Source organism: Streptomyces sp. SS1-1 (assembly GCF_008973465.1).
Taxonomy (GTDB): Bacteria; Actinomycetota; Actinomycetes; order Streptomycetales; family Streptomycetaceae; genus Streptomyces.
Map to the genome: position 1 here is coordinate 2,717,796 of NZ_WBXN01000004.1, position 18,394 is coordinate 2,736,189.

Consider the following 18,394-nt stretch of genomic DNA (forward strand, 5'->3'; position numbering starts at 1 on the left):
GTCCCGACCTCAGCGTCCATAACCGAAGGACACCGACCATGCGCCGCGCCTTGATCGTCGTAGACGTGCAGAACGACTTCTGCGAGGGAGGCAGCCTCGCGGTGACGGGCGGCGCCGACGTGGCCGCCGCCGTCACGGAGCTGATCGGTCAGGCGGCCGGGTCCGGCTACCAGCACGTCGTGGCCACGCGCGACCACCACATCGCGCCGGGCGGGCACTTCTCCGCCCACCCGGACTTCGTCGACTCGTGGCCGGCGCACTGTGTGGCGGGCACCGAGGGGGTGGGCTTCCACCCGAACTTCGCGCCCGCGGTGGCCTCCGGCGCGATCGACGCCGTCTTCGACAAGGGGGCGTACGCCGCGGCGTACAGCGGCTTCGAGGGCGCCGACGAGAACGGCGTGCGCCTCGCGGACTGGCTGCGGGCCCGGGACGTCACCGAGGTGGACGTGGTGGGCATCGCCACCGACCACTGTGTGCGGGCCACCGCGCTGGACGCGGCGCGTGAGGGCTTCCGTACGCAGGTGCTGCTGGACCTGACCGCCGGCGTGGCCGCGGAGACCACCGAGCGGGCGCTGGAGGAGCTGCGCGAGGCCGGTGTGGAGCTGACCGGCAAGCCCGTGGTGGCGTAGCCCCAGGCGCCTGTCAGGCCGGGGCGGCGGGCCGGCGCATCAGGGCGCGGATCGGGTGCCAGAGCTCCTGGGCCGGTCCGGGGACGAGGGCGGGCACGGCGGGGACGACGTCCGGGCAGGGGGCCGTGCGCCATATCAGCCCGTCGGGGTGGTGCAGGACCGCCGTGATCTCGTCCGGGGTCGGCGGGGCGGCATTCCCCCGCAGGTAGACGGCGCGCAGGCCCAGGTTGCGGAGCCTGGTCAGGGCTCGGGCGCGGTTGCGGGCGTGCACCAGGACACGGACGCTGCCCGTGCCGTCGGGGGTGGGTCTGGGCAGGTTCAGCGCCACCACCACGCTGCCGGTCGGCAGCTTGCAGAAACCTCCTGCGGCCATGCGGTCACACCCCCGTGCGAGTCGGTGTCAATAACGGAAGCACAGGGTGCACCTAAACACGACCGGCGGCAACCCCGCCAGGGGGCTGCCGCCGATCATGCTCTGACCTGCAGTTCTACCGCTTACTTCGCCGCACGGCCCACTTCGATCTCGATCGTGGAGCCGTCCTTGGCCTCCTTGACGATCTTGATCTTGGTGTTGGTGTCAGTGATCTTGACACCGGCGGAGGGGTTCGACGCGTCGTAGTAGGTGTTGGTGCGGTCGTTGAAGACCGACACACCCGGACGCGACGGGATCTTCACGGCGACGTCCGCGTTGTGCAGCGTCATGCCGTCCGTGCGGAAGGTGCTGAACGGGGAGTCGTAGGCCTGGATGCGGTTGCGCATCAGCGTGCCGTTCTTCCACTTCAGCTGGGTCGGGTGCGAGTCGATCGGCAGGATCAGACCGGCACCCGGGTGCTGGCTGGTGTTGTTGTCCAGCTGCGAGGTGTCCCACTTCCAGATGAGCAGACCGTTCTGGTAGGCGTAGTGCTCCACCCAGTCCGGACGGGTCGTCGTGAAGCCGAAGTTGTACGGGCCCGTCTTCAGCGTCTTGTCGTACGACACGTACTGGCGGTTCTCGGCGATGTAGTACTGGGCGTAGTCGTCCGTGATGGACGCGCCGATGCGCGAGAAGCCCTTCTTCGTCCAGGCGTCGTCGGCGGTCTCGGCGTCGTCCGAGAACACGGCCGAACCGTCGGCGGTCACCGCGATGTTGTCGGCGGTGAAGCCCTTCTGGGCCACGCCGCCGTCCGTCTGGTAGCGGAAGCGCAGGTCGACCTTCTTGCCCGCGTAGGCGTCGAGCGGGAAGACCAGCTTCTTCCAGGCGCCGGAGGTGCCGTCGATCGCCGGCTTGCCGCTGGCGTCCTTGCCGAGGGCGGTGCCGTCGGCGGTGCCCTCCAGAGCGGTCCAGTTGGCGCCGCCGTCGGTGGACACCTCGGTGTAGAGGTAGTCGTAACCGGCCTCGATGTCCCACCAGCCGTCGAGCGTCAGGGACGCGGCCGACTTGCCGGTCAGGTCGACCGAACGGGTCAGCGTGTTGGAGAGGCTGTCACCGCTGCCGCTCCACCACTGGTTCTCGCCCTGCGCCGGCTGGACGATCTCGGTGGTGACCTTCTTCTTGGGCAGCTCGACCACGAGGGCCTGCTTGTGCTTGGTGTTGTACTCGGCGACACCCAGCTTGTGCCACGAGCTCGTGGCGGCCTTGGCCGTGTCGTACTTCAGCCAGCCCAGCTGCAGCTTGTCCCAGGCGGTCATGTCGCCGGGGAGGTCGCCGATCTCCTTCTTGCCGGTGCCCAGCCAGGAACCGGAGGACATCAGCGTCCAGAACCCGGTGGAGTTCTCGCCGCCCTGCGTGTCGTAGAGGTCCGGCAGACCGAGGTCGTGGCCGTACTCGTGCGCGTAGACGCCGAGGCCGCCGTTCTCCGGCTGCACGGTGTAGTCGCCGACCCAGATCCCGGTGTTGCCGATCTGCGCGCCGCCCAGCTTGTTCTGCGCGGGGCCGGTGGCACCGGCGTCCGTGCCGAACGCGTACCAGCGGTGCGCCCAGATGGCGTCCGTGCCCTGGACGCCGCCACCGGCGGACTCGTCCTCACCGGCGTGGACGATCTGGAAGTGGTCGATGTAGCCGTCCGGCTCGTTGAAGTCGCCGTCGCCGTCGAAGTCGTAGCGGTCCCACTGGTCGAACTGGGCGACGTCGGCCTTGATCTGCGCGTCGGTGCGGCCGGCCGCCTTCTGCTGCGCGACCCAGGAGTTCAGGCCGTCGCTGACGATGTTCCAGACGCTGGAGCAGTTCGAGGAGCCGCAGGCGTTGTTGCCGTAACGGGCCTCGTTGTAGGGGACCTTGACCCAGTCCGAGACCTCGCCGTCGACCGAGTAGCGGCCCGAGGACTGCTTCTCGTAGTACTTCTTGACCGACTCGGTGTTCTTGCCGGTGCCGAAGTACATGTCCTGGAAGTGCTGGCGGTTGTAGTCCGCCTTCCAGGCCGTCGAGTTGTCCTTCTTCGGGTCCGGCTTGGCTATCTGGTTGTGCAGCGGGCCGGGCGTGCCGCCGAACTGGCTGATCTGGTCACCGAACTCGACCAGGATCGTGAAGATCTTGTCGGTCTTCTCGCGGCCCAGCTCGACGTACTTGCTGTCGCCCTTCTTGCTCTTGAGCTCGACGACCTGCGAGCCGCCGCGGTTCTTCACCTTGGTCTTGCCCGAGATGACCTGGTTGAGCGCTTCCTGCCGCTGCGCCTCCACGGTCTTGCTCAGGGGGCCTTCGAGGTCGTGGTCGGCGTGCTGCCGGTCCGCCGGATCACGGCGGTCCACGGAGGCCGGTGCGCCTTCGTCGGCCTGAGCCACCGCGAAGGTCGAGAACGTCGCCGTGGCTGTCGCGAGCGCGACGGCGGTCGCCGCCATGCGGAACGTCCAGGGTCTACTGGTCACTTGAGATCCTCCCCCGCGTTCGGGCGCACGGAAGGAGGGTCCTGGTCAACATAGGATCCGCGCGCACGTGATCAACGCGTGTAGTCAAGTGACGTCATTTGACTAGAGGTTAAGCAGAAAAAACAGACCTTGACTTGGACAGGTCAAGTGCACTATGCGGAGTCGCTGTCCACTTACCGAACGGCGGCCGGAGGGCGGGCGCGCACCGCCGTCCACCTGGTGGACGTCATGAATCCGTGCGCCCCCCGTGCACCGGCACTGTTGGTCAGGTCACGCTTACCGAACGTTCCTCTCGGGCATGGACGCCGATAGAGTCGGATGGCGGAACGCCCGGACGTCGGCGCAAAGCCAGGCCGAATCCCCCGTGCACCCCCGATTCCGAGGACACGATGACCATGCCTCGTCCGACTGCCGCACAGCTCGCCTACGGCTCGTGCACCGTGGTCTTCTCGACGCTCGCCATGCTGCTGCTGTCACAGACCAGTTCGGGCGCCGGGATCGCGGTCGTCGCCTTCGCCGCGATGCTGCTCGGACTCCTGGTCGCCATGACGGTGCCCGTGCCGCGCGGGTCCCGTGTGGTGACGGTGGGCCGCTCCGCCGCGGCGGAGCGCGAGAAGACCGAGGAGCCCGCCCTCAGCAAGTCCTGACCCGCCCTCACGCGTCCGTGCTGACGACCACGGTCTTCGCCGCCTTGTCGTGCAGGCCCTGCTTGTAGGGCCGGTCGAAGAAGCTCCAGCCGCCGGCGATCGCGGTCCAGATGCAGGCGCAGCAGAAGGCGAACGGGATCCACAGCACCAGCGAGCGGATCAGCGTGGTCTGCACCGAGGGCGTGGCCCCGTTGTCGAGGTTGGCGACCCGCAGGTGCAGCAGCTTCTTGCCGAGCGTCTGACCGGTCCGGGAGATCATGACCGTGTCGTAGCCGACGAAGAGCACGGCGGCGATCACCGACTGCGCGAAGGACTTGCCGTACTGCACCTTGTCGGTGTCCACGTCGAGTTCGGTGACCCCGAACCCCAGGGTGAGCAGCCAGACGACGACCGCCACCAGGATCAGGTCGATGAGCCGGGCCAGCGTGCGCCTGCCGCTGTCGGCGAGCGGCGGCATCCCGGCCAGCGGGTCGGCGGGCCCGCCGCCGTACGGGTCGCCGCCGTAGGGACCACCGCCGTACGGGCCACCGCCGTAGGGGCCACCGCCGCCGGGCGGGGGCGGGGGTGGCTGTCCGCCGTAGGGGCCGCCCTCACCGCCGGGCGGAGGCGGGGGCTGCCCGCCCTGGGGCGGCTGGTCGCCGTACGGCCCGTCCGGGCCGCCGCCGGGCGGGGGCTGCTTCCGGAACGGGTCGTCGTCCGGGGGCTGCTGACCGGGGCCGGGAGGCGGTTCGCTGCTCATGGCCCGAGTCGACCGCGAACCGCACCGCCGCGCATCCGGCGCGGGGCCGTCCGGAGTACCGGATCATCCGGGCCGGACGGCGGACCCGCTCATCCGGCGACGAACGTACGCGCCGCCTTGTCGTGCAGGCACTGGTGCCAGGGCCGGTCGAACAGGCACCACAGCACACCGATCACCCCGACGACGAGCACGCCCGGCACGCTGTACACCAGCCAGCGGCGCACCGCCGCGCCGTACTCCGGCGGCTCGTGCGCCTCGATGTCGCGCACCTCCAGGCCGAACAGTCTCTTGCCCAGCGTGCGGCCCCACCTGGCGGTCGGCACGGCCTCGTAGAGCCCGCCGGCGATCAGCAGGACGGCCAGGATGACGCCCAGGTAGACCGACGTGGTGCCGTCCAGCAGCCAGACGGTGACGGTCCGTCCGGAGAGCTTGGCCGCCTCGATCTTCTCGTCGACGTGGTCGAGCGCCTTGGAGCCGAGCGGGACGGCCGCGACCGCCGTGACGGCGCCGAGCACCACGGTGTCCACCAGCCGGGCCGCGAGCCGCTTGCCGAGGCCGGCGGGCCGGGCGGCGGCCTGCCGCAGGGCGGCCGCCGCGAACGGGTCCTCGCGGACGGGCTTCCACGGGGCGACCGGGGGCCGGCCCTCGGCGGCCGGCGGCCGGACGTCGGCGGCCGGGTCCGCGAGCCGGTGGACCTGCTGCGCCCAGGACGACTGGCCGCCGCCGGGACCCGGCGCGATCGGAGCCCCGGACGCGGCGGGGGCGGCGGGGGCGGCGGGGGCGGCGGGCGCGGGCTGCGGTCCGCCGGACTGCTGCGGGATGCCCGGGCCGGCCTGCTGGGGGCCGGAGGGGGGCGTCGGGGCGGGCTGGGCGGCGGGCGGGGCCGTGGGGGTCCCCTGGGCCGGCGAGGGGGCCGGAGAAGGCGACGCGGCGGCCTTGCCGGCGCTGAAGCCGGGGCCCTGCGGGGCGTTCGCGGCCGTGCCCGGCGCGGCGGCGGGCGGGTCCTGCCGACCGGCGCGCGGGTTCACCGCGCGGATGGCCATCGTGCCGGGGTCGGGGGCGGCGGCGGACCGCGCTCCCCCGCCGTCCGTCACGGGCCGGCGCATCAGGAAGGTGTCGGGCGCGGCCCCGCCGGCGGACTCCGCCTCCGGCTCGGCGGGCGCCGGGACGCGCGGGTCGGCGCCCTCCTGCTGGGCGCCCCAGGAGACCCGGCGGTCCTGGTCGCCGCCGAACCCGGTCTGCCGGGAGCGGTCGGCGCCCCAGGCGGAGGCGGGTTCGGGGCGGCTGCCGTGCTGGGCCTCACCGGGGGCGGGCCGGGCGACCGGGTCCTCGTCGAAGAAGTGCGGGCCGGTCTCCTCGACCGGGGCGGGCGCGTCGGCCGGCCGGGCGCCCGGCGGCGGGGCGAGCGGCTCGCCGTCGGTCGGGGCGGGACGGCTGGTACCCGGCACCCAGGAGGCGCCGTTCCAGTACCGGACATATCCAGGAATGGACGGGTCCGGGTAATACCCTTCGCGGGGCCGGTCGTCACCGGGGGCCGGGGTTGGGGCGCTCATGTCCGTCGTCCGGTATCTGCTCGTGGGTCACTACGGGGGCTCCACATCTATCAGACGGACGCACCCGCCACCGCCGGTCCCACAGGTCCCGCCCCTTTCCGGGCAACCTCGTGCACGTACGTCACAGGTACGAAAGCCCGGCGGGGGGCCGGGCCGGAAAAAAGTCCGCCCGAGTCGCGTAATGCCGCGCGGGGCCGCCCCTCTCCACTCGTACGGGCCCACCCGGGGAACCCGTACGTGTCACGAGAGAGGAACCCTGCCATGTCCCACACCGTCGTCGAGCGCGAACTGGAGCTGCGGCTCATCCTGTCGCCCGAGCGCAGCGTCCCCGTCCCGGCCCGGCTGGGCTACCACAGCGACGACCCGTACGCCGTCCACGTCACCTTCCACATCACCTCCGCGCAGCCCGTGCACTGGACGTTCTCCCGCGACCTGCTGATCGAGGGGGTGTTCCGGCCGTGCGGGCACGGGGACGTGCGGGTGTGGCCGACGAAGTCGGAGGGGCGGGCCGTGGTGCTGATGGCGCTGAGCTCGCCCGACGGGGACGCCCTGCTGGAGGCGCCCGCCGCGCAGGTGTCGGCGTGGCTGGAGCGGACGCTGCGGGCGGTGCCGCCCGGCACCGAGGCGGGGCAGCTCGGGATCGACGACGCGCTCGACGAGCTGCTCGCCCGGTGACGGGCGCCCGGAGGACGGGTCAGAACAGCTTGCCGGGGTTGAGAAGGTCGAGCGGGTCGAAGACCCGCTTGATCCCGCGCTGCATCTCGATCCCGACGGGGCCGATCTCGCGCGCCATCCACTCCTTCTTCAGCACGCCCACGCCGTGTTCGCCGGTGATCGTGCCGCCGAGTTCCAGGCCGAGCGCCATGATCTCGTCGAACGACGCGCGGGCGCGCCGGGACTCGTCGGGGTCGGCGGCGTCGAAGCAGACGGTGGGGTGGGTGTTGCCGTCGCCCGCGTGCGCGACGACCCCGATGGTGAGCCGGTGCCTCTCGGCGATCCGCTCGACGCCCTCGATCAGGTCGCCGAGCCGGGAGCGCGGCACGCACACGTCGTCGATCATGGTGACGCCCCGGACCGCCTCCAGCGCGGTCAGGGACAGCCGGCGTGCCTGGAGGAGGAGTTCGGACTCGGCGGCGTCGTCCGCCGGGACCACCTGGGTGGCGCCGGCCGCCTCGCACAGCGCGCCCACGGCGGCGAGGTCGGCGGCCGGGTCGGGGGTGTCGAACGCGGCCAGCAGCAGGGCCTCGGTGCTCTCCGGCAGGCCCATCTTCGCCATGGAGTTGACGGCCGCGACCGTCGTCCGGTCCATCAGCTCCAGCAGGGACGGCACATGTCCGCCGGCCATGATCCGGCACACCGCGTCGCAGGCGGCGGCCGCGGAGGCGAACTCGGCGGCCAGCACGAGCTGCTGGGGCGGCTTCGGGCGCAGCGCCAGCACGGCCCGCACGACGATGCCGAGCGAGCCCTCGGAGCCGACGAAGAGCCGCGTCAGGTCGTAGCCGGCGACGCCCTTGGCGGTGCGGCGGCCGGTGCTCATCAGGCGCCCGTCGGCGAGGACGACGTCGAGGCCGAGGACGTACTCGGCCGTCACCCCGTACTTCACGCAGCACAGCCCGCCCGAGGCGGTGCCGATGTTCCCGCCGATGGTGCACATCTCCCAGCTGGAGGGGTCCGGCGGGTAGTACAGGCCGTGCTCGCCCACCGCGCGGGAGAGCGTCGCGTTGACGACGCCGGGCTCCACGACCGCGATCCGGTCGACGGGGTTGATCTCGAGGATGCGGTCCATCTTCGTCAGGGACAGCACGATGCAGCCGTCGGAGGCGTTGGCGCCGCCCGACAGGCCCGTGCGGGCGCCCTGCGGGACGACGGGGACGCGCAGCGCGGTGGCGGTGCGCATCACGTGCTGGACCTCTTCGACGGTGCGCGGGAGCACGACGACGGCGGGGGCGCCGGCCGGGCAGAAGCTGGCCATGTCGTGTGCGTAGGAGGCGGTGACGTCGGTGTCGGTGAGGACGGCCTCGGCGGGCAGACCGGCGAGCAGCCGCTCGGTGAGGTCACCCAGGGCCTGGTCGGGTGCGGCTTCGGTACGGCTCATGATCACAGCGTGACACCCGGGGCCATCGGTGTGAACCCCGCGCGTGGCACCCGTGGCCGGGCGGGTGTGGTCGTCGTGTCCACGCCCCGATTCGCGCACAGTGACGCCATGGAGAACGAGGCCGTGGACCAGGGACAGGACGCGACCGGCCGGCGGCGCACGCTGCGCCGGGTCCTGATCGCGTCGGTGGCGGGGTGTGCCGTGCTCGGCGGGGCGCTGGCGCTGCTGCCGTCCGGGCCGGCGCCGGTACGGCCGCCCGCGCCGGCGCCGGCCCCGGGGGCGGGTGCGCTGACCGCGGTGACCTCGGGGGTGCCGGCGGCGCTGCCCGAGCTGGCGGCGCTGATCGAGCGGCGTGAGCGGCGGGTGCGGGCGCATCCCCGGGACGCCGTGTCGTGGGTGGTGCTGGGGGCCGCGTACGTCGAGCAGGGGCGGCGGACCGCGGAGCCGGCGTACTACCCGAAGGCGGAGAAGGCGCTGCGCGCCGCGCTGGAGGTGCGCTCCCGCGACGCCGGGGCGCTGAGCGGCATGGCGGCCCTGGCGAACGCCCGGCGGGACTTCGGGGCCGCGCTGACCTGGGCGGAGGCCGCGGTGAAGGCGGACCCGAAGCGCTGGACGGCGTATCCGCAGCTGATCGACGCGCACACCGGGCTCGGGCACCACAAGGCGGCGGACCGGGCTCTGGAGCGGCTGCTGGCGCTGCGGTCGGGCCCGGCGGTGCGGGCGCGGGCGGCGGCCGTGTACCGGGACCGGGGGCGGGGCGAGGACGCGGCGGCGGCCCTGTCCGACGCGGCGGCCGGGGCGGCGGCCCCGGCCGAGCGGGCGGCCTATCTGGAGCGGGCCGGGCAACTGGCCTTCGAGAGCGGCGACGTGGAGGCGGCCCTGCGGCACTTCCAGGAGGCGGTGCGGCTCGCCCCGGACCAGCGGGCGGCGCTGGCCGGGCAGGGCCGGGCGCTGGCCGCGCTGGGCCGCACCACGGAGGCGGTGACCGCCTACCGGGCGGCCCTCGCGCGGCAGCCGTGTCCGGAGTACGCGCTGGAGCTGGGCGAGCTGTACGAGTCGCTGGGGCTGGGTCAGGCGGCGCGCGTGCAGTACGACCTGCTGCGGGAGCGGGCGGCGCGGGCCGCGGCGGCCGGGGTGGACGAGGAGCTGGTCCTGGGCCGGTTCGAGGCGGACCACGGGGACGCGGAGTCGGCGGTACGGCGGCTGCGCGCGGAGTGGCGGCGCCAGCCGGGGATCGCGGTCGCGGACGCGCTGGGCTGGGCGCTGCACCGGGCCGGGGAGGACGAGGAGGCCCTGCAGTTCGCCCGGCGGGCCACGGACCGGGCCAAGGGGGGCGGGGTGCGCAGCGCGCTGTACAGCTACCACCTGGGGATGATCGAGCGGGAGCTGGGCCGGGAGGGCCCGGCGCGGCGGCACCTGCGGGAGGCGCTGCGGATCAGTCCGCGGTTCTCGCCGACGCTGGTGCCGAGGGCGGAGGAGGCGCTGCGGGAGCTCGGGGAGCCGTCGGTGGAGGACGCCCCGGACTTCGAGGACTGGTCCGCCGGGGAGTGAGTCTCCCCGGCGGACCGGGCCGTCGTCAGAGGTTGCCGCGCTTGGCCTGCTCGCGCTCGATGGCCTCGAACAGGGCCTTGAAGTTGCCCTTGCCGAAGCCCATGGAGCCGTGGCGCTCGATCATCTCGAAGAAGACGGTCGGGCGGTCCTGGACCGGCTTGGTGAAGATCTGCAGCAGGTAGCCGTCCTCGTCGCGGTCGACGAGGATCTTCAGCTCGCGCAGGGTCTCCACGGGCACGCGGGTCTCGCCCGCCCACTCGCCGAGGGTGTCGTAGTACGAGTCCGGGGTGTCCAGGAACTGCACGCCGGCGGCGCGCATCTGGCGGACGGTGTGGACGATGTCGTTGGTGTTCAGCGCGATGTGCTGGACGCCGGCGCCGCCGTAGAACTCCAGGTACTCGTCGATCTGGGACTTCTTCTTGGCGATGGCGGGCTCGTTGATCGGGAACTTGACCTTGAGCGTGCCGTCGGCCACGACCTTCGACATCAGCGCGCTGTACTCGGTCGCGATGTCGTCGCCCACGAACTCCTTCATGTTCGTGAAGCCCATGACCTTGTTGTAGAACTCGACCCACTCGTTCATCCGGCCGAGCTCGACGTTGCCGACGCAGTGGTCGACGGCCTGGAAGGACCGCTTGGCCGGCGGCTCGACGATCGGGGCGGCGGCGACGTAGCCCGGCAGGTAGGGGCCGTCGTAGCCGGTGCGCTCGACCAGCGTGTGGCGGGTCCTGCCGTAGGTGGCGATCGCGGCGAGGACGACGGTGCCGTGCTCGTCCTTCAGCTCGTACGGCTCGACGACGGACGTGGCGCCGTGCTCGATCGCGTAGGCGTACGCGGCGCGGGCGTCCGGCACCTCGATGGCGAGGTCGTACACGCCGTCGCCGTGCGCGGCCACGTGGTCCTCGAGGAAGGCGCCCCACTCGGTGGACCGCTTGATCACGGAGGTGAACACGAAGCGGGCGGAGCCGCTCTCCAGCACGTACGAGGCGGTCTCGCGGTTGCCGTTCTCCGGTCCGGAGTAGGCGACCAGCTGCATGCCGAAGGCGGTGGAGTAGTAGTGCGCCGCCTGCTTGGCGTTGCCCACGGCGAAGACGACCGCGTCCATTCCCTTGACCGGGAAGGGGTCGGCCTGCCGTGCGGTGTCGGGAGTGTGGTGTGTGGTCTGCGTCATAGGCGCAGCCTCGCCCGGCACGGCAAGGTGCGCAATAGTTTCGTTCTCCGCTGGGCAATCTGCATAGCACCAGGGTGGTCCACGCGGACTTTCTGTACAGGATGACCACCCCGGAAGGGGGCCGTATGGCGATCGACCGGCTGGACGGGCGGATCATCGCGCTGCTGGCGCGCGAGCCGCGGATCGGGGTGCTGGAGATGTCCCGGCGGCTGGGGGTGGCCCGCGGGACCGCGCAGGCGCGGCTGGACCGTCTTCAGTCGAACGGAGTCATCCGCGGATTTGGGCCCGAGGTCGACCCCGCGGCCCTCGGCTACCCGGTCACGGCGTTCGCCACGCTGCAGATCCGGCAGGGCCAAGGTGCCGACGTACGGGCGCACTTGGCGTCCGTGCCGGAGGTGCTGGAGCTGCACACCACCACCGGCACCGGGGACATGCTGTGCCGGCTGGTGGCGCGCTCGAACGCCGATCTTCAACGTGTGATCGACCGGGTCGTCGGTTTCGATGGGATCGTCCGGGCCTCCACCGCGATCGTCATGGAGAACCCCGTTCCGCTGCGGGTCATCCCGCTGGTGGAGCAGGCGGGGGAGGACCGGGAGCACGGCTAGCGGCGCGATCAGCTAGGGGTGAGTCCTCGTGAGCTTCTGGGAGTACCTGGGCAACCGCCACCAGCAGTTGCTCGCCGACGCCCTGCAGCACGCCAGCGCGGTCCTGCAGTGCATGGTGGTGGCGACCCTCATCGGGGTGCTGATCGGGGTGCTGACGTACCGCAGCGAGTGGGCCGGGAACCTGGCGACCCTGACCACCTCGGGCATCCTGACCATCCCGTCGCTCGCCATGATCGGCCTGCTCATCCCGATCGTGGGGCTGGGCGTGGCGCCGACGGTGATCGCGCTGACCCTGTACGGGCTGCTGCCGATCGTGCGGAACTGCATCGTCGGTCTGCGCGGGGTCGACCCGGCCCTGGTGGACGCGGCCCGCGGGATCGGGATGTCCCGGCTCGCGCAGCTCCTGCGGGTGGAGCTGCCGCTCGCCTGGCCGCCGATCCTGACCGGCATCCGGGTCGCCACGCAGATGCTGATGGGCATCGCCGCGATCGCCGCGTACGCCTCCGGCCCCGGCCTCGGCAACGTGATCTTCCGCGGGCTCGCCTCGCTGGGCAGCGCCAACGCGCTCAACCAGGTGCTCGCGGGCACCATCGGGATCATCATCCTCGCGCTGCTGTTCGACGCCGCGTACGTCGTCCTCGGACGGCTGACCATCCCCAGGGGGATCCGTGTCTGAGAGCGAGCACCACGGTGCCTCCATCGAGCTGGAGAACCTGACCAAGCGCTACCCCGGCAGCCCGCAGCCGGCCGTCGACAACGTGAACATGGAGATCAAGGCGGGCGAGGTGGTGATCTTCGTCGGGCCGTCCGGGTGCGGGAAGTCCACGACCCTGAAGATGATCAACCGGCTGATCGAGCCGACCGGCGGCCGCATCCGCATCGACGGCGAGGACGTCACCGACATGGACCCGGTGAAGCTGCGCCGGCGTCTCGGCTACGCCATCCAGTCCGCCGGGCTGTTCCCGCACATGACGGTCGCCCAGAACATCGGCCTCGTACCGAGGATGATCGGCTGGTCCAAGTCCCGGATCGCCTCCCGCGTCGAGGAGCTGCTGGACCTGGTGGGCCTGGACCCCGGCGAGTTCCACGGCCGCTACCCGCGCCAGCTCTCCGGCGGGCAGCAGCAGCGCGTCGGGGTGGCGCGGGCGCTGGCCGCCGACCCGCCCGTGCTGCTGATGGACGAGCCGTTCGGCGCGGTGGACCCGATCACCCGGGACCACCTCCAGGACGAGCTGATCCGGCTCCAGCACGAACTGCACAAGACCATCGTGTTCGTCACCCACGACTTCGACGAGGCCATCAAGATCGGCGACCGGATCGCGGTGCTGCGCGAACGCTCCCACATCGCCCAGTTCGACACCCCGGAGGCCATCCTCACCAACCCGGCCGACGATTTCGTCTCCGGGTTCGTCGGCGCGGGCGCGGCCCTGAAACGCCTCAACCTGACCCGGGTGCGGGACGTCGAGATCACCGACTACCCGACGGTGACCGTCGACGACCCGCTCCAGGAGATCTTCAACCGGCTGCGCGCCAGCGGCACCAACGAGATCCTGCTGCTCGACAAGCGGCGCCGCCCCTACAAGTGGGTGCGGCGCGGCGACCTGATGCGGGCCCGCGGTTCGCTGGCCCGCGCCGGGACGCTGGTCAGCGACACGGTGACCAGGGACGCCACCCTGCGGGACGCCTTGGAGGCGGTCCTCACCGACAACGCGGGACGCGTCGCGGTGACCGGGCGGCGCGGCGAGTACACGGGCGTCGTCGACATGGAGACGCTGATCAACTCCGTGCACGAACTGCTGGAGGCGGACCGGCTGGAGGCGCTGGAGGCGCAGCACGAGCTGGAGGGCCAGCGCAGCGGCGTCACCCACGCCGAGCAGGAGGGCGGCACGGAAGGGCAGAAGGCGTGAGCACGCCCCGCGCCGCGGGCGCGCCGGCACGGGAGGAGCCCCCCGTCCCCGAGGACGACGAGGCGCCCCCTCCCCCGCCCCCGAAACGGCCGCCGCGCAAGCTGAGCTGGCAGAAGCTGACCATCGTCCCGGCGATGCTGGTGGTGCTGCTGCTGGCGACCTGGCTGTGGTTCCGGCAGGCCGACCTGGACCCCATCTCCGAGAACGCGCTGTCGAACGGGCAGGTCTCGCAGGCCCTGTGGGAGCACATCGAACTGACCGTGATCTCCACGTTCTTCGTGCTGATCATCGCGATCCCGCTGGGCATCCTGCTGACCCGCCGGGCCTTCAGCAAGGCCACCCCGGTGGCGCTGGCGTTCGCCAACATGGGGCAGGCGACCCCGGCGATCGGCCTGCTCGCCCTGCTGGTGATCTGGCTGGGCATCGGCCGCCGGGCCGCGCTGATCGGCATCATCATCTACGCCGTCCTGCCCGTGCTGTCCAACACGATCGCCGGTCTCAAGGCGAACGACCCGACGCTGCTGGAGGCGGCGCGCGGCATCGGGATGTCCCCGGCGGGCGTGCTGTCCCGGGTCGAACTGCCGCTGGCGGTGCCGCTGATCCTGGCGGGCGTGCGCACGGCCCTCGTCCTCAACGTCGGGACGGCGACCCTCGCGGTGTTCGGCGGGGGCGGCGGGCTGGGCGTGCTGATCACGGCCGGCATCACCAACCAGCGGATGCCGGTGCTGGTGCTGGGCTCGATCCTCACCGTGTCGCTGGCGCTGCTGGTGGACTGGCTGGCGTCGCTCGCCGAGGTGCTGCTGCGGCCGAGGGGGCTGGACCTGTGAGGCGGGCGCGAGGTGCTGTGGGCCGGAGCGGACCGGTGAGGCGGCCGGCCGTCCTGCTGGCGGCGGGACTGCTGGTGGCGGCGACGGCCTGCGGGCTGACCAGCGGCTCCCCCATGGTCGACGACGTGGAGCCCGGCACGATCGGGCGGGGCGAACCGCTGAAGGGCGCCAAGCTGACGGTGACGTCGAAGTCGTTCACCGAGCAGCTGATCCTCGGCGCGATCATGGGTATCGCCTTCGAGGCGGCCGGTGCCGAGGTGGTGGACCGCACCGGCATCCAGGGCTCCATCGGCAGCCGGGAGGCCGTGGTCAAGGGGGAGGCGGACGCCGGGTACGAGTACACGGGCACCGCCTGGATCACGTACCTCGGGCACAGTGATCCGATCGTCGACCCGCACGAGCAGTGGGAGGCGGTGAAGAAGGAGGACGCGGGCAACGGGGTGACCTGGCTGGCGCCGTCGCGGCTGGACAACACCTACGCGCTGGCCATGAACCAGGCCAACCACCGCAAGTACCGCACGAACACGCTCTCCGAGGTGGCCGCCCTGTCGAAGTCCGACCCGTCCGCGGTGACGCTGTGCGTGGAGGTCGAGTTCGCCAACCGGGCCGACGGGCTGCGGGGCATGGAGAAGACGTACGGCATGGACGTGCCGTCGCGGAACATCACGCAGATGGACACCGGGATCATCTACACCCAGACGGCGAAGGGGAGTTGTACCTACGGCGAGGTCTTCACCACCGACGGCCGGATCAAGTCGATGAACCTGGTCGTGATGGACGACGACAAGCACTTCTTCCCGAACTACAACGCCGCGCCGATGATCAACACCAAGGCCCTGAAGAAGTGGCCGGCCATCCCGGACGTCCTGGACCCGATCACGAGGAAGCTGGACAACGCGGTGGCGCAGGAGCTGAACGCGAAGGTGGACGTCGACGGGGAGGACCCGCACCAGGTCGCCCTGGACTGGCTCAAGCAGGAGGGCTTCGTGAAGTAGCGCCCCCGCGCCCCGGTCAGCAGGCGGGAACCGTGCCCTTGCCCGTCCGGAGCGCGTCGAGCGCGCCGATCGCGCCCTTGAGGGTGGTGACGGGAATCAGGCGGAGCCCCTTGGGGAGCTCCGCCTTGGCGTCGCCGCACTCGTCCTTCGGCACGAGGAACACCGTGGCGCCGTCCCGGCGGGCGGCCTGCGTCTTCAGGGAGACCCCGCCGACCGCGCCGACCTTGCCGTCCGGGTCGATGGTGCCGGTGCCGGCGATGGTGCGGCCGCCGGTGAGGTCACCGCCGTCGCCGTCGAGCTTGTCGACGATGCCGAGCGAGAAGAGCAGACCGGCGCTCGGGCCGCCGACGTCGGCGAGCTTCAGGGTGACCTTGACGCCCTTGCCGTCCAGGCCGAGATGGTTCAGGGCGGCCTTCGTGGCGTCGTCCTGGGACTCCTTCATCTGCCGGGTGTTGAACCGCTCGATCTCCCGGATGCTCTGTCCGCTGGGGTAGACCGAGTCGCGCGGCATGACGGCCTGGTCGGTGCGGAACCAGGCGTCGATCACGTCACCGAGCCGCACGGTGGCGTCGGGCGACGTGGCCTCGATCGTCGTCATGCGCAGCTCACCGCTGGTGTCGTGGGTCGGCGCCCCGGAGATCGTGATGACCGGCTCGCCCCGGTTGTCACCGAGCACGTTCGCCGTCAGACCGGGCTGCGTGAGCGAGAACGGCAGGGGCGCGAAGGCGGCGGTGGCGAGCAGAGCCACCACCGGCAACGCACAGACGGCAAGGGCCCGGGGGCGCGTGAGGCGTGAGAGCACGCGTCAAATCTAACGTGGTGGTGCGGGAAGCTGGACGGGGGCGGGGGCGCCCCTTGGGCGACGGTCGGCGTTTCACGCCCGGTACAGGTCCCGGCGGGCCGTCGTGAAGCGGCGTAGCACCTCCGGGAGGGGGCTGACGCCGATGCCGGGGCCGTGGGGCACCGGCAGATGCCCGTCCGCGAGGACGAAGGGCTCCGTGATGTCCTCGGCGAAGTAGCGGGCGGAGGCCGAGGTGTCGCCCGGCAGGGTGCAGCCGGGGAGGGCGGCCAGGGCCAGGTTGGCCGCGCGGCCGATGCCCGTCTCCAGCATGCCGCCGCACCACACCGGCACCCCGTGCGCGTGCGCCACGTCGTGGACGCGCCGCGCCTCCAGGTAGCCGCCGACCCGGGCCGGTTTCACGTTCACCGCCCGGCAGGCGTCCAGCGCGATCGCGGACGCGGTGTCGCGGGCGTTGTGCAGGGACTCGTCCAGGCAGACGGGGGTGGTGAGACGCTGCTGGAGGCGGGCGTGGGCGTACAGGTCGCCGCCCGCCAGGGGCTCCTCGATCAGCAGCAGCCCGAACGCGTCGAGCCGCCGCAGATGCTCGGCGTCGGCGAGCGTGTAGGCGGCGTTGGCGTCCACCTGGAGCGGCACCGCTTCCCCGAAGCGCTCCCGTACCGCGCGGACCGGCTCCAGGTCCCAGCCGGGCTCGATCTTCAGCTTGATCCGCACGTACCCCTCGGCGAGGTACCCCTCGACGTCGTCCAGCAGCTCCCCGACGGTCGGCCGGATCCCGACGGACACCCCGGCCGGCACCCGCTCGCGCACCGCCCCGAGATACGTGGCCAGCGACATGCCGTACGACCGCAGCTCGGCGTCGAGGACCGCCGTCTCCAGGGCCGCCTTCGCCAGCTCGTGCCCCTTCACTGCGCTCAGCGCCGGACCGAGCGCGGGGGCGGTGAGCGCGGGCAGGGCGGCGGCCCGGGGCAGCAGGACGTCCCGCAGCACGAGCTCGGCGCCGGCCACGAACTCCGCGCAGTACAGCGGCTCGGGGTCGCCCGCGAACTCCGACCAGCCCTCGGCGGTGCCGGTGACGACCCGCAGCAGGAAGGTGTCCTTCGTCGTCATCGTGCCGAAGGACGTGCGGAACGGGGTCACGAGGGGGATCGCGACCCGGATCAGTTCGACGCGTTCCAGTTTCACGGGGTGCCCTCTTCCGTGGGGGTGTCCTCGTCCCTGGGGGTGGCCTCCCGGCGGGTGAGCGTGTACCAGCCGTCGCGGGACATGTCCGTCGCCGTGAACCCCTCGGCGAACGCCTTGGTGAACACCTCGCGCACGGCCCGCCGCCAGCCGAGGGCCCGTTCGGCGTCCGTGGCCCGTAACGCCACGATGTCCTCCGGCACCCGGCACCACACGTACCGGTCCCCGGGGTCGCGGCGGGCGAGCGGCCCGCCGTCCGGCGCCGGGTGGGTGACGGGGGCGGCCTCCCGCGCGGCGGCCGTCTCGGCGGTCCTGTCGGCGGTCCCGTCGGCGGACGTCCCGGTGGACGGGCGGCGGGCGGCGGTCAGGTCCCAGGTGACCTCCAGCCGGTCGCTCTCGTCGCCGTCGTTCACGCCGTCGGCCATCGGCCCGTAGAAGTCGACGAGGTACCCGGTGCCCTCGGCGCCCAGCTTCACGAAGTTGAAGCGGGCGTTCCGGCCGACCAGCGGATCGAAGGTCCAGCGCATCGTGCGCGCCCCCAGCCCCACCGCCCACGCCCGCTGGGCCTCCTTGAGCCGTGGCCCGAGCCCCCGCTCGGCGGCGGCGAGCAGCGAGTACGTCTCTCTGGCCGCGGGCGGCCCGAACACGGCGACGCAGCCGCCGACGACGCGCTCCCCGTCGTACGCGGCGTGCACCGCACCGCCCGCGTGGGCGAGGCTGTTCAGCGTCTCGGGCAGCAGCGGCGGCGCGCTGCGCGGGGTCTGCCACACCTCGCTGAAGTAGTCGGCGACGGCGGTGAACCCGGCGGTGTCGTGGACGGTGCGGATGCTCACTGAGGTCATGACACGAGTGT

At 72.2% G+C, this 18,394-nt stretch carries 18 protein-coding genes; 9 read left to right on the plus strand and 9 right to left on the minus strand.

Annotated features, from left to right (window positions below; all coding sequences use genetic code 11):
• Nucleotides 1-38 precede the first annotated feature (38 nt).
• Complete coding sequence (locus F8R89_RS13600; protein ID WP_151784230.1) at nt 39-629, plus strand: nicotinamidase; 591 nt, start codon at nt 39-41, stop codon at nt 627-629.
• A gap of 13 nt (nt 630-642) precedes the next feature.
• Here F8R89_RS13600 and F8R89_RS13605 read toward each other — a convergent pair whose 3' ends face one another.
• Both F8R89_RS13605 and F8R89_RS13610 read right to left on the minus strand, forming a co-directional pair.
• The gene (locus F8R89_RS13605; RefSeq protein ID WP_151784231.1) at nt 643-1,002 is read right to left on the minus strand and encodes a hypothetical protein; all 360 of its coding nucleotides are present in this window, start codon (nt 1,000-1,002) and stop codon (nt 643-645) included.
• A 122-nt stretch (nt 1,003-1,124) separates the two neighbouring features.
• Complete coding sequence (locus F8R89_RS13610; protein ID WP_151784232.1) at nt 1,125-3,470, minus strand: immune inhibitor A domain-containing protein; 2,346 nt, start codon at nt 3,468-3,470, stop codon at nt 1,125-1,127.
• Between the two features lie 389 nt (nt 3,471-3,859).
• Here F8R89_RS13610 and F8R89_RS13615 point away from each other — a divergent pair, with 389 nt between their 5' ends.
• Nucleotides 3,860-4,117: a hypothetical protein gene (locus tag F8R89_RS13615; protein WP_151784233.1), complete on the plus strand. Its 258-nt coding sequence runs from the start codon at nt 3,860-3,862 to the stop codon at nt 4,115-4,117.
• 7 nt (nt 4,118-4,124) lie between these two features.
• Here F8R89_RS13615 and F8R89_RS13620 read toward each other — a convergent pair whose 3' ends face one another.
• Both F8R89_RS13620 and F8R89_RS13625 read right to left on the minus strand, forming a co-directional pair.
• Complete coding sequence (locus F8R89_RS13620; protein WP_151784234.1) at nt 4,125-4,856, minus strand: RDD family protein; 732 nt, start codon at nt 4,854-4,856, stop codon at nt 4,125-4,127.
• Between the two features lie 89 nt (nt 4,857-4,945).
• Entirely contained in the window at nt 4,946-6,409 is a 1,464-nt protein-coding gene (locus tag F8R89_RS13625; RefSeq protein WP_151784235.1) for an RDD family protein, read from the minus strand.
• A gap of 261 nt (nt 6,410-6,670) precedes the next feature.
• On the opposite strand from F8R89_RS13625, the gene F8R89_RS13630 reads away from it, so the two are divergent.
• Nucleotides 6,671-7,084: an SsgA family sporulation/cell division regulator gene (locus tag F8R89_RS13630; protein ID WP_151784236.1), complete on the plus strand. Its 414-nt coding sequence runs from the start codon at nt 6,671-6,673 to the stop codon at nt 7,082-7,084.
• Between the two features lie 19 nt (nt 7,085-7,103).
• Here F8R89_RS13630 and F8R89_RS13635 read toward each other — a convergent pair whose 3' ends face one another.
• Nucleotides 7,104-8,510 carry an FAD-binding oxidoreductase gene (locus F8R89_RS13635; RefSeq protein ID WP_151784237.1) on the minus strand — a complete coding sequence of 469 codons (1,407 nt, stop codon included), beginning with the start codon at nt 8,508-8,510 and terminating at the stop codon, nt 7,104-7,106.
• A gap of 102 nt (nt 8,511-8,612) precedes the next feature.
• Between F8R89_RS13635 and F8R89_RS13640 the strand changes: the two genes are divergently transcribed.
• Entirely contained in the window at nt 8,613-10,055 is a 1,443-nt protein-coding gene (locus F8R89_RS13640) for a tetratricopeptide repeat protein (RefSeq protein WP_151784238.1), read from the plus strand.
• Nucleotides 10,056-10,080: 25 nt separating this feature from the next.
• On the opposite strand, the gene hppD is transcribed toward F8R89_RS13640, so the two are convergent.
• Nucleotides 10,081-11,226: a 4-hydroxyphenylpyruvate dioxygenase gene (gene hppD, locus F8R89_RS13645; RefSeq protein WP_151784239.1), complete on the minus strand. Its 1,146-nt coding sequence runs from the start codon at nt 11,224-11,226 to the stop codon at nt 10,081-10,083.
• A gap of 125 nt (nt 11,227-11,351) precedes the next feature.
• Here hppD and F8R89_RS13650 point away from each other — a divergent pair, with 125 nt between their 5' ends.
• Genes F8R89_RS13650 through F8R89_RS13670 form a run of 5 tightly spaced genes read left to right on the plus strand, consistent with a single transcriptional unit; the run spans nt 11,352 to nt 15,560 of the window.
• Entirely contained in the window at nt 11,352-11,831 is a 480-nt protein-coding gene (locus tag F8R89_RS13650; RefSeq protein WP_192806114.1) for an Lrp/AsnC family transcriptional regulator, read from the plus strand.
• Between the two features lie 28 nt (nt 11,832-11,859).
• Nucleotides 11,860-12,507: an ABC transporter permease gene (locus F8R89_RS13655; RefSeq protein WP_151784240.1), complete on the plus strand. Its 648-nt coding sequence runs from the start codon at nt 11,860-11,862 to the stop codon at nt 12,505-12,507.
• Entirely contained in the window at nt 12,500-13,738 is a 1,239-nt protein-coding gene (locus tag F8R89_RS13660) for a betaine/proline/choline family ABC transporter ATP-binding protein (RefSeq protein WP_151784241.1), read from the plus strand. Before F8R89_RS13655 ends, F8R89_RS13660 begins: the two co-directional genes overlap by 8 nt.
• The gene (locus F8R89_RS13665) at nt 13,735-14,565 is read left to right on the plus strand and encodes an ABC transporter permease (RefSeq protein ID WP_151784242.1); all 831 of its coding nucleotides are present in this window, start codon (nt 13,735-13,737) and stop codon (nt 14,563-14,565) included. Before F8R89_RS13660 ends, F8R89_RS13665 begins: the two co-directional genes overlap by 4 nt.
• Before the next feature lie 35 nt (nt 14,566-14,600).
• Nucleotides 14,601-15,560: a glycine betaine ABC transporter substrate-binding protein gene (locus F8R89_RS13670; RefSeq protein WP_192806115.1), complete on the plus strand. Its 960-nt coding sequence runs from the start codon at nt 14,601-14,603 to the stop codon at nt 15,558-15,560.
• Nucleotides 15,561-15,576: 16 nt separating this feature from the next.
• Here F8R89_RS13670 and F8R89_RS13675 read toward each other — a convergent pair whose 3' ends face one another.
• The 3 genes from F8R89_RS13675 to F8R89_RS13685 form a co-directional block, all read right to left on the minus strand.
• Nucleotides 15,577-16,362 (minus strand): S16 family serine protease, encoded by a 786-nt coding sequence (locus tag F8R89_RS13675; protein WP_151784243.1) that lies wholly within the window; start codon nt 16,360-16,362, stop codon nt 15,577-15,579.
• 72 nt (nt 16,363-16,434) lie between these two features.
• A complete protein-coding gene (menC, locus tag F8R89_RS13680) occupies nt 16,435-17,544 on the minus strand; it encodes an o-succinylbenzoate synthase (RefSeq protein ID WP_151784244.1) in 1,110 nt (369 codons plus the stop codon).
• The gene (locus tag F8R89_RS13685; RefSeq protein ID WP_151784245.1) at nt 17,541-18,383 is read right to left on the minus strand and encodes a chorismate synthase; all 843 of its coding nucleotides are present in this window, start codon (nt 18,381-18,383) and stop codon (nt 17,541-17,543) included. The genes menC and F8R89_RS13685 overlap by 4 nt, the downstream gene beginning before the upstream one ends.
• Nucleotides 18,384-18,394: the final 11 nt, after the last annotated feature.